Annotated in this window: 11 protein-coding genes; 8 read left to right on the top strand and 3 right to left on the bottom strand. The window is 53.3% G+C overall.

The window, feature by feature from the left end; all coding sequences use genetic code 11:
• Nucleotides 1–125 precede the first annotated feature (125 nt).
• Nucleotides 126–926 carry a hypothetical protein gene (locus BLW10_RS04845; RefSeq protein WP_091332674.1) on the bottom strand — a complete coding sequence of 267 codons (801 nt, stop codon included), beginning with the start codon at nucleotides 924–926 and terminating at the stop codon, nucleotides 126–128.
• Between the two features lie 123 nt (nucleotides 927–1049).
• A complete protein-coding gene (locus tag BLW10_RS04840; protein WP_143117008.1) occupies nucleotides 1050–2930 on the bottom strand; it encodes a cadherin repeat domain-containing protein in 1881 nt (626 codons plus the stop codon).
• Nucleotides 2931–3452: 522 nt separating this feature from the next.
• Between BLW10_RS04840 and BLW10_RS04830 the strand changes: the two genes are divergently transcribed.
• From BLW10_RS04830 to yrfG, 4 genes are read left to right on the top strand one after another with little or no spacing between them, the layout of a single operon-like run.
• Nucleotides 3453–4283, top strand: coding sequence for an ABC transporter permease (locus BLW10_RS04830; RefSeq protein ID WP_091332670.1), 831 nt, complete (start codon nucleotides 3453–3455; stop codon nucleotides 4281–4283).
• The gene (locus tag BLW10_RS04825; RefSeq protein ID WP_245709097.1) at nucleotides 4273–5661 is read left to right on the top strand and encodes an ABC transporter ATP-binding protein; all 1389 of its coding nucleotides are present in this window, start codon (nucleotides 4273–4275) and stop codon (nucleotides 5659–5661) included. The genes BLW10_RS04830 and BLW10_RS04825 overlap by 11 nt, the downstream gene beginning before the upstream one ends.
• A gap of 20 nt (nucleotides 5662–5681) precedes the next feature.
• Nucleotides 5682–9284 (top strand): methyltransferase domain-containing protein, encoded by a 3603-nt coding sequence (locus tag BLW10_RS04820; RefSeq protein WP_091332668.1) that lies wholly within the window; start codon nucleotides 5682–5684, stop codon nucleotides 9282–9284.
• Between the two features lie 7 nt (nucleotides 9285–9291).
• The gene (yrfG, locus tag BLW10_RS04815) at nucleotides 9292–9993 is read left to right on the top strand and encodes a GMP/IMP nucleotidase (protein WP_091332667.1); all 702 of its coding nucleotides are present in this window, start codon (nucleotides 9292–9294) and stop codon (nucleotides 9991–9993) included.
• Here yrfG and BLW10_RS04810 read toward each other — a convergent pair.
• Nucleotides 9969–11753, bottom strand: coding sequence for a DEAD/DEAH box helicase (locus BLW10_RS04810; protein ID WP_091332666.1), 1785 nt, complete (start codon nucleotides 11751–11753; stop codon nucleotides 9969–9971). The genes yrfG and BLW10_RS04810 overlap by 25 nt on opposite strands.
• A 235-nt stretch (nucleotides 11754–11988) precedes the next feature.
• On the opposite strand from BLW10_RS04810, the gene trxA reads away from it, so the two are divergent.
• The 4 genes from trxA (at nucleotide 11989) to BLW10_RS04790 (ending at nucleotide 14431) form a co-directional block, all read left to right on the top strand.
• Nucleotides 11989–12315, top strand: a complete 327-nt coding sequence (trxA, locus tag BLW10_RS04805; protein WP_091332665.1) for a thioredoxin TrxA — start codon at nucleotides 11989–11991, stop codon at nucleotides 12313–12315.
• 196 nt (nucleotides 12316–12511) lie between these two features.
• On the top strand, nucleotides 12512–13768 hold the full coding sequence (gene rho / locus BLW10_RS04800; protein ID WP_091332664.1) for a transcription termination factor Rho: 1257 nt from the start codon (nucleotides 12512–12514) through the stop codon (nucleotides 13766–13768).
• An 86-nt stretch (nucleotides 13769–13854) separates the two neighbouring features.
• Complete coding sequence (locus BLW10_RS04795; RefSeq protein ID WP_091332663.1) at nucleotides 13855–14208, top strand: hypothetical protein; 354 nt, start codon at nucleotides 13855–13857, stop codon at nucleotides 14206–14208.
• Entirely contained in the window at nucleotides 14192–14431 is a 240-nt protein-coding gene (locus BLW10_RS04790; RefSeq protein ID WP_091332662.1) for a hypothetical protein, read from the top strand. Before BLW10_RS04795 ends, BLW10_RS04790 begins: the two co-directional genes overlap by 17 nt.
• Nucleotides 14432–14486 lie beyond the last annotated feature (55 nt).

Raw genomic sequence — 14486 nt, 5'->3', positions numbered from 1 at the left:
TGTAGGGGGTGAGGAAAAGTGAAGAATTGTGGAATAACCGCTTACGCTATATATGGCGCAAGTAAAACAGAAACGATACCAAAAACGCTTGTCGTTTCTGGCATCGTTGACTAAATGTTATGCGTTCAAACAACACAGTCGAATGTGATCTCGCTCTGCGTCAATTGCACACCTAATAGCTCGATAACTTGCGCTTCATTAGCCTTAGGATCGAAATCAAGCAGGGTTGCATTATTAAATGGATCAGGTGCCACGACAAAACCACCTAATGTCGCTAATCCTTCGATATCAGTGATCTTGCCCGCTGTATCGACTAGGCGAATGCTGTCATGTGCTGCATCAAAACCAACAATACTGACTTCGCCATCTTCGCCAATCGCACGATCAGTGGCAGAGCTGTATTCATAAACGAAAATATCGGCACCATTCGTTGCGACAGCTTCTGGAACTAGCGTCAAATCAACAATGTTTTCAGTCGTTTCTCCAGTGAAACCATTGGCGCTAACTGTACCAGAACCGCCGTGCGCGGCTGGAGCATTCAGATCGTTTCCGAGCGGTAATGTAACTCCGAGTTCCTCAGCGGCATCAGTGAAATTCAGCACTGAAGCACCAGCTTTCGGATCGGCTGCCAGAATGTTACCACCAAAGGCAAACTGCCAATGGCTAATATCGCCAGTAATATTAAATGTATTACCGTCCGATAGCGTAATACGCGCACCACCTTGAACGAAGATAGAGCTTTCGATTGATACGCCATCAGCTAATACAATGGTATTGGTTCCCTCGCCATCACGAAAAGTATAATTTCCGGGCGCTAATCCCTCGCCGATATAATAAAAATCGTCACCACCACCTCCAGTATAGGTGTCATAACTGGAGCTTGCGACGATGTTATCGTTGCCCGAACCATAGGCTGCAATGGCCATACATTAGTCCTCGTTAAATTCACATAGGCTGTACTGAGTAGGCAGCATCCTAATCTGTACAGAACCTAAATTTTTCAAACTCATTATGGCCGGAGCATTTCACTCCGGCCATTTTGGCACAACTTAGGCGAACGCAAGGCTCAAATCTGCTACCGCGTGTTGGACGCCAACTAGGGTAATGACTTGTGCCGCACCTGCGTTCGGATCGAAATCCAGTGTGGTTTGATTGCCAAATGGATCTGGTGCGACCACAAAACCACCTAATGCTTGTAGCCCGGTCAAGTCCGTGATCGTGCCAGCCGCGTCTACTAAGCGAATGCTATCCTGTGTCGCGTCGAATCCGGTCACAGTCACACTTCCGTCTTGACCGACAGCACGCCCACTGGCGCTCGTATAATCATAGACGAAAATATCAACACCACTCGTTGCCGTTGCGTTAGGCGTTGTATCAAAGTCAACGATGTTTGCAGCCGCTGCACCAGTGACATTGACTGTCACAGCGCCCTCACCCTTCAAACCCGTATTATCAGTTGCCTGAACGGTCAACTCAACTGTGCTGCCTGCACTCAGATCGCCTTGATCGTTGACCGTTAAACTGCCATCCACTGCAATCGCAAATGGTAAATTACCGTCGCTGTCGCTGTCCGTATTGCCCGCGATAATTTGCAGTGACGTGATAGTGTTGTTGCCATCTGCGTCTGAGACCACAACTCGACCAACAGCTTGACTACCAAGATTCAGATCAAATTCCGCATCAGCGACGATGGGCTGGCTGTTACTGCTACTGCCAGCAAACTGAAAGTTTAAATCCTCTAGCGTGTGTTCGATGCCAGTTAGGGTAATGACCTGTGCGCTACCTGCGTTCGGATCAAAGTCAAGCGTTGTTTGCTTTTCAAAGGGATCTGATGTAACCACCAAACCACCTAATGCCTGTATCCCAGCCAAATCAGTGATGGTACCGGCTTCATCGACCAAGCGGATGATGTCCTGCTCGGCATCGAAACCGGCAACACTCACCAAACCATCTAAACCGACAGCACGCCCACTGACACTGGTATAGTCGTAGACAAAAATATCAACACCGCTCGTTGCCGTTGCATTAGGGGTCGCATCGAAGTCAACAACATTGGCCGCAGGAGTGGCGGCAACATTCACCGTGACGGTGCCTTCACCCTTTAGATCCGTATTATCAGTCGCCCGAACTGTCAGCTCAACCGTGCTACCTGCCACAACATCGTCTGGGTCAGTAACCGTTAAGTCGCCATTGGTGGCAATTGCAAACGGTAAAGTCCCGTCGTTGTCACGGTCAGTATTGCCAGCCACAATGTCCAGCGCCGTGATCGTGTCGTTGCCGTCTGCATCCGTGACGACCACCTGACCAACAGTTTGGTCACCGAGTGCCAAATCAAACTCAGCGTCAGTCACGACAGGCGCGTTGCCGATTTCTTCACCGATAACATTGAACTGACCTTCACGTCCCTCTGCTTGACCATACAGCACATAATGCTGATATGCCGTCATCGTGCCTGCATTGACTGCCGCTGCAACATCAGGATTCTCATCCAGATAGCTTTCAGCATCGAATACACGCCCTTCACGCCCCTCAAACTGACCATATAACACATAATGCTGATAAGCAGTCAGCATCGTACCGGCATTAACAGCTGCTTTCACATCAGGATTTGCTGCTAGATAAGTCTCAGCATCGAAATTAGCTCCGATATTTTGTTCGAGGAACTCAGCGTTTGGGTTACGTCCTTCAGCAGCACCATAGTCCCAAAAATGCTGGAAGGGGTTAACGTCTGCATCTTTAATATCAGGATACGTGTCAAGATAAGTCTTAACATCGAACGAAGCGTTCGGATTGGTTCCCTCGCGCCAGCCATAGTTGTTAAAGTGCCAGAGCGCGAAATCTGGCTCCAACTTGTTCTCAGCCATGTAGAACAGTACATCGCTGCGCTGGTCAAGGTAATAAAACAGGTCAAAAGCCAAAGAAGTAGCCATGTTTCAATCCTTACAAGGACAAGGGGGGTGGGTGAGGAGAAGCTCAAGACTCAGGTAGCACAGTTGGTGTCTTGCATAAAACAGATCAAAGCCATCTATCAGGCCTATCTGATAGAGTCGTTTAGCAAAGCACGCTACCAATAACTGAGGTTGCGCACAAGCGCAAACAACTTAAAGTCAAGTCAAGTACTTCACAACCGACTAAACCAAAGTCAGATTTACCGATCAACGCCGTGTTGCAGATGTCGCGCAACAGCATCTGCATAGGGATGCGTTCTACGTGCTAAATGTCGATAGATTAACCAGTTGGTTGTGCTGAATCAAGGTCGATTTGTTGCGTGCTTGCACCAAAAATGAGCTTGTTGCATTTCTGAAACAGACGCACACCGATGCGTCTGATTGCCGCTGCTGGCACCTTACAGTTAGACTGTCAGGTCTCAGCTGCTTGATTATACCAAGTCACTGCCATGCGGTTCCGAATCCGCCTCGACTCGACTCTCGACTGCCCTAAACTCAAACCGCATGAATCCCCATCACTACCATTCAACAACGCTCCGCACCCTGCTTGCCAGCCTCTGGCAGCATCGCTCGCTGATTGTGCAACTGACGCGACGCGATGTGAGTGGCCGTTATCGCGGTTCACTGCTCGGACTGGCGTGGTCGCTACTGCACCCGCTGCTGTTGCTGCTGGTCTACAGCTTTGTCTTTTCTGTGGTGTTCAAAGCACGCTGGGACGGCCCGGCTGCTGACAGTCATGCGGCCTTTAGTCTGGTGCTGTTTGCTGGATTGATTGTGCATGGACTGTTTGCCGATGTCGTCAATCGCGCTCCGCGCCTGATTCTGGAAAATGTCAGCTATGTCAAGCGCGTTGTCTTTCCGCTGGAAATCTTGCCCTGGGTGGCGCTCGGCTCGGCGCTGTTTCATTTTTGCATCAGTCTTGCTGTGCTGCTTGCCGGACAACTGCTGCTCACGCACAGTCTGTCACTGACCGCGTTGGCGTTGCCGCTGGTAGTCGCGCCATTGGTATTCGTGATCATCGGCTGCGCGTGGTTTCTTGCGGCGGTGGGTGTCTATTTACGCGATATTGGTCAGGCAATCGGCCTGCTGACAACCGTGATGCTCTTTCTCTCGCCGACCTTTTATCCGCTCTCGGCACTGCCCGAACCAGCACGTACCCTGCTCTATCTCAATCCGCTCACTTTCGTGATCGAACAAGGGCGACAGGTGCTGCTGTTCGGGCACTGGCCCCACTGGGGTGGGCTGGCGCTCTATCTCGTGATTGGGTTGCTTATCGCTTGGGGTGGATTTTGGTGGTTCCAGCGCACGCGCCGAGGATTTGCTGATGTCGTTTGAATCATCTCATCATGCTGATCGCATGATCCGTGCCACTGATCTCGGTAAGTGTTATCAAGTCTATGACCGCCCCGAAGATCGGCTCAAACAGCCGCTGATGGCGCGATTGCGACGTTTACAAGGACGCCCGCCACCGTGCTACTACCGCGAATTTTGGGCACTGCGTGAGGTGTCGCTTGAATTGCGACGTGGTGAAACCCTCGGTCTGATCGGGCGCAACGGTTCGGGCAAATCGACCCTGTTGCAGATTCTCTGCGGCACCCTGACCCCAACCATGGGTACGGTTGAAACACGCGGCCGCATCGCGGCGCTGCTCGAACTCGGAGCCGGTTTTAACCCTGAGTTCACCGGGCGCGAGAATGTCTATCTCAATGGTGGTGTGCTCGGCCTGACGCCCGCTGAAGTCGATGCACGGTTTGATCGCATCGCGGCCTTTGCCGACATCGGCGCGTTTATCGACCAGCCGGTTAAAACCTATTCGAGCGGCATGTTTGTGCGCTTGGCGTTTGCCGTCATCGCCCATGTAGATGCGGATATTTTGATCATCGACGAGGCGCTGGCCGTTGGGGATGGATTTTTTGCCCAAAAATGTATGCGCTTTCTGCGCGAGTTCCGCGAAACCGGCAGTCTGCTGTTCGTCAGCCATGATGTCAGCGCCGTTCTCAATCTCTGCAATCGGGCAATCTGGCTAGAACAGGGGCGCGTGCGTCAAGAGGGGCCAGCCAAAACGGTAAGTGAATGTTATCTCGCTGATATCTCCGATCAACAGCGCCGTGAACTCGGCGTCAGTGACCAAAACACACCGGCACCGACGTCAATGCCAATCGTGCGTTCACGCCTGCCGCAGCGCGATCAACGGCTCGATTATCTCCATCACAGCCCGTATCGTAACGACATCGAACTGTTTGCGTTTTCACCCGACGCCCGCGCTTATGGCGCGGGTGGAGCCAAGACGGTGCATGTTGAACTGCGCGACGCGCAGGATGCGCCGCTGAGTTGGGTCATTGGCGGCAGCACGGTGCAACTGGTGATTGAAGTTACAGCGCTGACCGATATCCGCCGCCTGATTGTCGGTTTTTTCGTCAAAGATCGTCTCGGACAATTACTGTTTGGTGATAACACCGACCTGACACGCGCCGCCGATCCGCTCCGGCTGGCCGCTGGTGAACACGCCGAAGCCCGTTTCGTCTTTGATATGCCGATTCTGCCCTGCGGCGACTATGCCATTGACATCGGCGTTGCTGAAGGCACGCAAGCCGAGCATATTCATCATCATTGGGCGCACGATGCCCTGTTATTCCATGCCCACACGAGTAGCGTCGCCAGCGGATTAGTCGGTCTTCCGATGACGCATATTGCGCTCGAACGGATCCGCTAATTTAGTCACGAGAAGGCTTCATGTCTCATCAATATCACCGCACATTTGACCCCAACGCGCAGGATTCACTCGCCAAGCTTGCGCGTCTCGTGCCTGCTGGCGCTGTGGTACTGGATATCGGCACTGGCCCAGGGGTTCTGGCCACTTATTTGAGCGAACAGTGCGCCTGTTATGTCGATGGTATCGAGTACGACCGCCAATCCGCTAGTCTAGGACGCCGTGCCTTTCGTTCGCTGTGGGTCGCGGATTTGAATGTGACTGATGTCACAACGCTCGTCGGTGCAACGCGCTATGACCGCATTCTCTGTGCTGATGTTCTCGAACATCTGGTCGCACCGGAACAGCTTCTGTGCCAGCTCAGTGGATTGCTGAAAGACGGCGGTCATTTGCTGCTCTCTATTCCAAACGTGGCACATATTGGCTTATTAGCTGAATTGCTCGGCGGCGAACTGCGCTATCGGCCAGAAGGATTACTCGATCACACCCATCTGCGATTTTTCACCCGTACATCACTCCAGCGCCTGCTAGAAACGAGCGGCTGGCAATCACTCACATTTGATTGCGTGCATCTGCCGATTGAACAGAGTGAATTTGCACCGGCTGTTTTAGATGCGTTACCGAGTGAGGTTGTTGAGTTTCTGCGCACCAGTGACGATGCGGAAACCTATCAATTTATCGTCGATTGCGTTCCGAGCCATGCGGCTATTTCAAAGACTGCGCCAGTGTTAACCGCTTCGGTTGCCTCAGTCGCACGCGTCGATGTGATTGTTCCGGTTTATGCCGGATTCGCCGAAACGCAAGCCTGTCTCGACAGTTTATTCAATGCGTCGGTCACAACGCCCTATGAAATCGTTGTAATTGATGACGTTGGCCCAGAGCCAGAGCTACGGGCTTGGCTGCGCTCGCTTGCAACGCAGGGACGGATCACGCTGCTAGAGAATACGCAGAATCTCGGCTACGTGGCTTCAGTCAATCGCGGTATTGAGCTACATCCAGAGCGCGATGTTGTGCTGCTCAACAGCGATGCTGAAGTCGCCAACGATTGGCTCGACCGGCTAAGAGTCGCCGCCTATGCCAGCACGGACATTGGTACAGTTACGCCCTTTGCTAACAGCGGCGCGACTATCTGCGCTTACCCACAGTTTTGCGTTGACAACCCGCTCCCTGATGGCTGGGATCTGGCCACGCTGGATGCGCTGATTCGTGATATCAACCCGGGTGCTGGAGTTGATATCCCCACGTCGGTCGGTTTTTGCACCTATATCCGCCGCGCTTGCATAGACACGGTTGGCTTGTTCGATGTCGCCACCTTCGGACGCGGTTACGGTGAAGAAAACGATTTTAGTATGCGTGCTCACTATCGCGGCTGGCGTCATCGTCTAGCCGCCGATGTTTTCGTTATCCATCGTGGTGGCGTTAGCTTTGGTGCAGATAAGGCTGCTTTAGTTGAGAAAGCAGGGCAGGTGATGCGAGCACATCATCCTACCTATGACTTGCTAGTGGGTGATCACATTCGCCGTGATCCAGCGCGTAGCTGGCGTGAGCGCGTCGATTGGTGCCGTCTAGCGCGTTCGTCACGACGGCGTCTACTGTTCATAACCCATGCGCTTGGCGGTGGTACGGAACGTCATGTTCAAGATCTAGCGCGTTGGCTGGAAGACGCAGCAGAGGTATTAGTTTTGCGTCCAGCGGGCGAAGACGGGTTAACGTTGTCTTGGCAACGTTGCGGAGAAGTAGCCGCCATCACTTTTCAACGCACGCTCGATTTTGAGCGGCTGATTGCGCTGTTGCGTACACTTTATATTGAACGTGCGCATGTCCATCATTTAATTGGTCTGGAAGCCGAAGCGCAACAGATTTTGCAAGCCCTGTCGATTCCGTATGATTTGACACTGCACGATTTCTTTATGCTCTGTCCGCGCATCACGCTCTTCGACGACAGGAGCCAGTTTTGCGATCAACCGGCTGAGCATGAGTGCGAACGGTGTTTAGCCGCTGATCCGCAGCTTCCAACGCATGATATTCGCACATGGCGTCAGGCATGGGGGCACTGGCTGGCTGGTGCAGATCGCATTTTGGTTCCAAGCCATGACACGGCTGCGCGTATACGGCGAATTTGGCCTGAACTGCATGTGCGGGTAGCCGCACACGATCAATTGCCAGCTCTAACATACTATCCCCCGGTGCGAGCACGAACCTGGCAAGCAGATCGCCCACTGCGCGTAGTGGTAGTGGGGCACTTGCCGCCCGCTAAGGGTCTTATGGTTCTCACAGCGTGCGCACGCGATGCGGCTAAACGTGGGCTGCCATTAGAATTTCATCACTTGGGTGATTCAACCTGGCCGTTGCCTTCCTTAGCAGAAGCCCCTGTGATTGCGCATGGCCCTTATATTGAATCAGAACTTGCTGCACGATTGCATTTTCTATCACCGCATTTGGCGTGGTTTCCGGCCATCTGCCCTGAAACTTGGTGCTATACACTCAGTGGCTGCCTTATGGCTGCTTTGCCTGTCGTAGCTCCGCAACTTGGCGCTTTCCCCGAGCGCCTAGCAAATCGCCCTGGCTCTTATTTATTGCCTAATGATTTAGATGCTGAAGCGATCAATGATCGCTTGTTAGCGTTTGGCGCAGAGCTGAATACGCTAGCAATGCTAGATAGCAAAACCGAACTAACAGACACATCAGTGCAGATCGATACCGATTTCATCTATAGCGCCGAGTATCTAAATATTGCAGCACCGCAAGCTGCACAACCATTGATACACAATTCTGCTTTAGTTAAAACCTTAGTGATCCCACTTGCAATTGGAACAAAGCAAAGTGCCCAACATATTCCCGTGTTGACACAAACATCGCAGGCAATCGTTCATTTGCGATCTTGGCGGGCGATGCGATCTTTGATTTTGGCGCGACTGAAGCCGCTTTGGTGGCGTCTGCCGCTCTCAGCCCAAACGCGCTATCGTGTTAAAAGTTTGCTATTTCGCATGGCTCCTCCGTTGTTTCGGGGAACAGCAACTTATAATGCTTGGTTGCAATTGAACCTTGAACAAAGCTCATCAAATAAGATTGATGTGAGTGCGTTGCCGCATTTCTTTCGTCGCGTTTGGTTATCTATCACCCACACGGTCAGCGAGACAACAGAAAACCAGTATCCGCCCGTGCAACCGCGTTCATGGCAAGCAGATCGACCGTTACGAATTGTTGTGGTTGGGCCATTATCACCGGCTAATGGCCTAAATGTATTGGCCGCCTGCGCACATGATGCTGCTAAACGGGCGCTGCCGCTAGAATTCCATTATTTGGGTGATTTTACCTGGCCACTACCTTGTTTAGCTGAAGCACCCTTGATTGCGCATGGCGCTTATGCCGAATCAGAACTCACCGCACGGTTGCATTTTTTGTCACCGCATTTAGCGTGGTTCCCAAAAATTGGGCCTGAAACTTGGAGCCATACGCTCAATCGCTGTCGTATAGCGGCCTTGCCTATCGTTGTTCCACAGCTTTGGGCCATCCCTGAACGTTTGATGAATTTCCCCGGCTGTTATGTGTTGACTCATGTTTTGGACGCTGAGGCTATCAATAATCGCTTGCTGGAGATTGGTGCTGAGTTAAATACATTATGACAGCATTATGAATGCTTATCCCATCCCCTGGCCCCAAATCAACACCGTGCTACTTGACATGGACGGCACGCTGCTTGATTTGCACTTCGACAATCATTTTTGGCTTGAACACGTCCCGCGCCGTTACGCTGAAGCCCGTAACCTACCATTTGCAACGGCCCGCGCTGAATTACTCGCACGTTATCGTGATATCGAAGGGACGCTTAACTGGTATTGCGTCGATCATTGGAGCCGCGAACTCGGCCTAGATATCGTCCTGCTCAAACGCGAAGTTGAGCACTTGATTGCCGTGCATCCGCACGTCACGGAGTTTTTAGAGACGCTGGCCGCACTCGGCAAACGGCGGGTGCTGGTCACCAATGCCCATCAAAAAACGCTGGCGCTTAAATTCGAGCGCACGTCATTAGCTGGGCATTTAGAGCGTGTGATTTCCGCGCACGATCTCGGAATCGCTAAAGAAGCGCCGGAATTTTGGCCCGCATTCCAGCAGCTTGAACCCTTCGATCCAGAGCGCACGCTGTTTATCGACGACAATGCCAGCGTGCTCCGTGCGGCGCGGGCGGCCGGCCTGCGCTGGTTGCTTGCGGTGACGGCTCCGGATTCCAAACAGCCACCGCGCCAGCTCGACGACTTTGCCGCAATCAACGATTTTTCCGCACTCTTGCCCACTCTGCGCAGCGCCGCTCAATCCACCGCTTCGGGCGCTTGATCGACCACAGGCTCACCGCTCACGGAATGTGGATGGGCGTCACGATTCGGCTTGCGTCGCCGCCGCCGTTTGTTCGCACGCGCTTCAGTCACTGCCGTGTCAGTCACCGCCGACCGGTTATCACGCTCCGATGCTGACCGTTCAGTCGGCGCACTTGCGGCAGTCACGGCACGCGGCGCGATGGGTGGACTGGTCAGCGCCGCTGGTTCAAGCTGCCCGCGCATCCGTCGAATCCGGCGCACTTGCGGCATATCAGGAATCTCAATCTCAGCGCCAACACGCACCGGCCACTCATCGACGAGCTGTTCAAAAAATCGCTCATCAAGCGGCTTAAAGCGCAGTTGTAGCGTATTGACTACACTCGGCGCAGCTTCGCTGAGATCGCGGATTGGCGGATCCAGACGCTCCGGTGCAGCGGGCGGCGGAGGCACCAGCGAACGCGCTGGACGTTCTGGACGTTCACGCTCAGGACGCGGCTCACGCCCAACGCGACGACTGCTGCTCCGCTCCCCAAGACGCCCGCGACTATCGCGCCGCTCCTCGCGGTCAGCGCGTTCTGGACGTAAGCGACTGCGCGGATCGACCTCGGCCAGCAACGCCGGATCGACCGGCGCAACCGGCACTTTAGCCTCAATGTATTGCTCAATATCCAGTAAACAAAACGCATAGGTTTCGCACACAAAGCTGACCGCATCCCCAGCCGCGCCCGCCCGTGCCGTGCGCCCAATGCGATGCACATAATCTTCCGGATCTTCCGGCAGATCGTAATTCACGACATGGGTCACATCGGGAATATGCAGACCGCGTGCCGCGACATCAGTGCCGACCAGCACCGGCAAGCTACCGTTGGTGAAATCGCGCAGTAGCTTCAGCCGTTTCGGTTGCGGCACATCGCCTGAAAGCACCGCCGTATCAATACCGTTACCCTGAAGATAGCCCCAGACGCGATCCGCTTCGCGCTTGGTGTTGACAAAGACGATAATCCGACCTTCCGGCCAGCCACGAATCAGACCTAGCAGCAGGGGTATTTTTTCCTCATTTGCGGTCATGTAGCAGATTTGACGCACGCGATCCGCCGTTACCTGTTCGGTTTCGATTTTGACCAAACGCGGCTGATTCATGTGTTCATACGCTAATTCAGTGACGCGATAGGAGAGCGTCGCCGAAAACAGCATCCCCAATCGCTGCTCAACCGGCGGCATCTGCCGGAATAGATAGCGAATATCCTTAATAAAGCCCAGATCGAACATGCGATCCGCTTCATCGAGCACGACGACTTCAATGCCTTGTAAATCAAAGACTTGCTGTTTGTAATAATCAATCAAGCGTCCGGGCGTGCCAATGACAATCTCCACGCCCTGCGCCAGCGCCTCGCGTTGCTCCTGATAGCCGGTGCCGCCAAACACCACGGTCGAGCGCAACCCAGTATGCTTGGCCAGCAGCAGCGTATCTTGATGAATCTGCACTGCCAGTTCACGCGTCGGAGCCAGCACCAGCGCCCGTGGCCGACTGCGCCCATCGGGGTGCGGCGCTGGGGTGCGATTGAGCAGATGTTGCATCAGCGCAACCAAAAACGCTGCCGTTTTGCCAGTTCCGGTTTGCGCTTGGCCGGCGATGTCCTGGCCCGTGAGCGCCACCGGCAGCGTTTCCGCCTGAATCGGCGTACACTGGGTAAAGCCCGCCTCAGCCAGACCGGCCAAAATGCGGGGGTCGAGCGCGAGGCTATCGAAGCGGGTCGAAGTGAGATGGGTGTCGGTCATCAGTCGGTGAACATCCGGGTGGGTCTGCTGAGCGGTTTCGCCGCCTCACCAACGGCAAGGCTTGCAAATTACCTTCGCTTTGGATCAAATAGCATCTTACTCAAGGGCGACGATCAACGCCAATGTGTCCGCCCCGCTCCGCCTGTCAAGCCACACGCGCCGCCGTTCCGGCCTGCCTTCAAGCTCTGCGCCAATCCATCCAACCACGATAACTAGAAAATGGGAGACGACTCCAGTGAGCGAACGCATCGTCCAAGTGACCGATGATTCCTTCGAGGAAGAGGTTCTGAAATGCGCGGATCCCGTGCTTGTCGATTACTGGGCTGATTGGTGCGGCCCGTGCAAGATGATTGCACCGATTCTTGATGAAATCGCCGCTGAGTACGCTGGGCGCGTCAAGGTCGCCAAGCTCAATATCGACGACAATCCGAGCACCCCGCCGCGCTACGGCATTCGCGGTATCCCAACGCTGATGCTGTTTCGCGGCGGCGCAGTCGAGGCGACGAAAGTCGGTGCTGTGTCAAAGTCACAACTGACGGCCTTTATCGACAGTAACCTCTGAGCCGTTCGGCTCAACCGTCGGCGCACTCCCGCGTCGGTCACGAACGCTCGACCACGAACCGAATCCACGCGGGGCATCCAGTCGGATGCCCCTCCTCTCCGGTCGGCTCACTCTCTCATTGCTCACCTCGATGACAGCGCCTCCCGCGAGAGGCGTAGCCTGCCAACCCTGACCTCTGTTCTGACAAACAACCGTGATGAATCTAACTGAACTCAAGAAGATGCCAGTGCCCAATCTGGTGGCGCTGGCGCAATCCATGGATATCGAAGGCGTCGGCCGTTCGCGTAAGCAGGATTTAATCTTCGCTATTCTTAAGGCGCAGGCCAAAAAAGGCGAAGATATTTATGGCGACGGGGTGCTGGAGATCCTTTCGGATGGGTTCGGTTTTCTGCGCTCGGCGGATGCGTCCTATCTTGCCGGGCCAGATGATATTTATGTTTCGCCGAGTCAAATTCGGCGCTTTGCGCTGCGCACTGGCGATACGATTTCGGGCAAAATTCGCCCGCCGAAAGACGGCGAACGCTATTTCGCGTTACTGAAGGTCAATGATATTAATTATGACCGTCCCGAAAACGCAAAAAATAAAATTCTGTTTGAGAATTTTACACCGCTGTTTGCGCAAAAACGCCTGACGCTGGAAATTGGCAATGGCAGCACCGAAGATATTACCGCACGCACCATTGATTTAGTTGCCCCGATTGGCAAAGGTCAGCGCGGCTTGATTGTGTCGCCGCCAAAAGCCGGTAAGACCATGATGCTGCAAAACATCGCCCAGTCAATCGGCCATAATCACCCTGATTGCTATTTGATTGTGCTGTTAATTGACGAGCGCCCGGAAGAAGTCACCGAAATGGCGCGTTCGGTGCGTGGTGAGGTGATTTCTTCGACCTTTGATGAACCGGCGACGCGGCATGTTCAGGTTGCCGAAATGGTGATCGAAAAAGCAAAACGCTTAGTTGAGCACAAGCGTGATGTGGTGATTTTGCTTGATTCAATTACGCGGCTGGCACGCGCCTATAACACCGTTGTTCCTTCGTCGGGCAAGGTATTGACCGGCGGTGTAGATGCCAATGCGTTGCAGCGGCCTAAACGCTTTTTCGGGGCGGCGCGAAATGTCGAGGAAGGCGGATCGCTGACGATTTTAGCGACGGCACTGGTGGATACCGGCTCGCGCATGGATGATGTAATTTACGAAGAGTTTAAAGGCACCGGCAATATGGAAATCCACATGGATCGACGCATTGCCGAAAAGCGGATTTTTCCAGCAATCAATATCAATCGCTCTGGCACGCGCCGCGAGGAATTATTGATGGGTCAGGCGGAATTACAGAAGATGTGGATTCTACGCAAAATTCTGCATCCGATGGATGAGTTAGCAGCAATGGAGTTTTTGCACGATAAACTCAAGGCGACGAAGACCAATGATGAGTTCTTTTCGTCGATGAAGGGGTGAAAGTTTGATAAAACATAACCGCTAAGGCGCAAAGAACGCAAAGTCTGATCTCAATCTAGTGACGAAGCTTTAGCTTCGTCACATAAATGAGCGGCAAAGCATCGTATCCAATCGCTGCACCAGAAAAAACTATACTGAAGGACGTGAAGTCATCGGCTTATGACATCGCTCAATCCGGCGGACGCAATAACGGTCTGTACCGGCGGTTTAAAGATGCGCGGACAGCCGAGATTGAGAAGTCAATTCGTTCTTTAGAAAAGCGAATCAGTTTGCATGAAGATAAAATTCGCAATCCGCAATGCTATCTTAAACCGGATTTATCTCATCACCATCGCGCTGACTTGATTGAGCGTTACTGGCCGGAAGAAATCGCTGATTTCAAAGAACAGATCATCGTTTTGCGTGGTATTTTGGAGGAACGCAATGGCGAATCCCGATGACTATCGTTTTGTCGTATTAGATGCAGTTGAGCGTTTACGCCGCGATGCTGAAGCCGTAAACGGTGCTGACCGTTATGATCAAGGGCGGCAAATGGCTTATTATGAGATTCTTCAACGGATTTTAGACAGTGCTGAAACCGTTGGTATGACCGCAGATGAGGTTGGAATGCAGGGATTTGATCCGGGTGCCTTGATTGGTGTGCGGAGCAACCGGGCTGCTTAAATGCGGTTAAGCGTTGCTGGAAAAATAACCGCAAAAGCGCAAAGAACGCCAAGTT

The organism is Allochromatium warmingii, assembly GCF_900107145.1.
GTDB lineage: Bacteria > Pseudomonadota > Gammaproteobacteria > Chromatiales > Chromatiaceae > Thermochromatium > Thermochromatium warmingii.
Note: the sequence above shows the minus strand (reverse complement) of the source record. Positions and strands in the feature narration are given on the sequence as shown.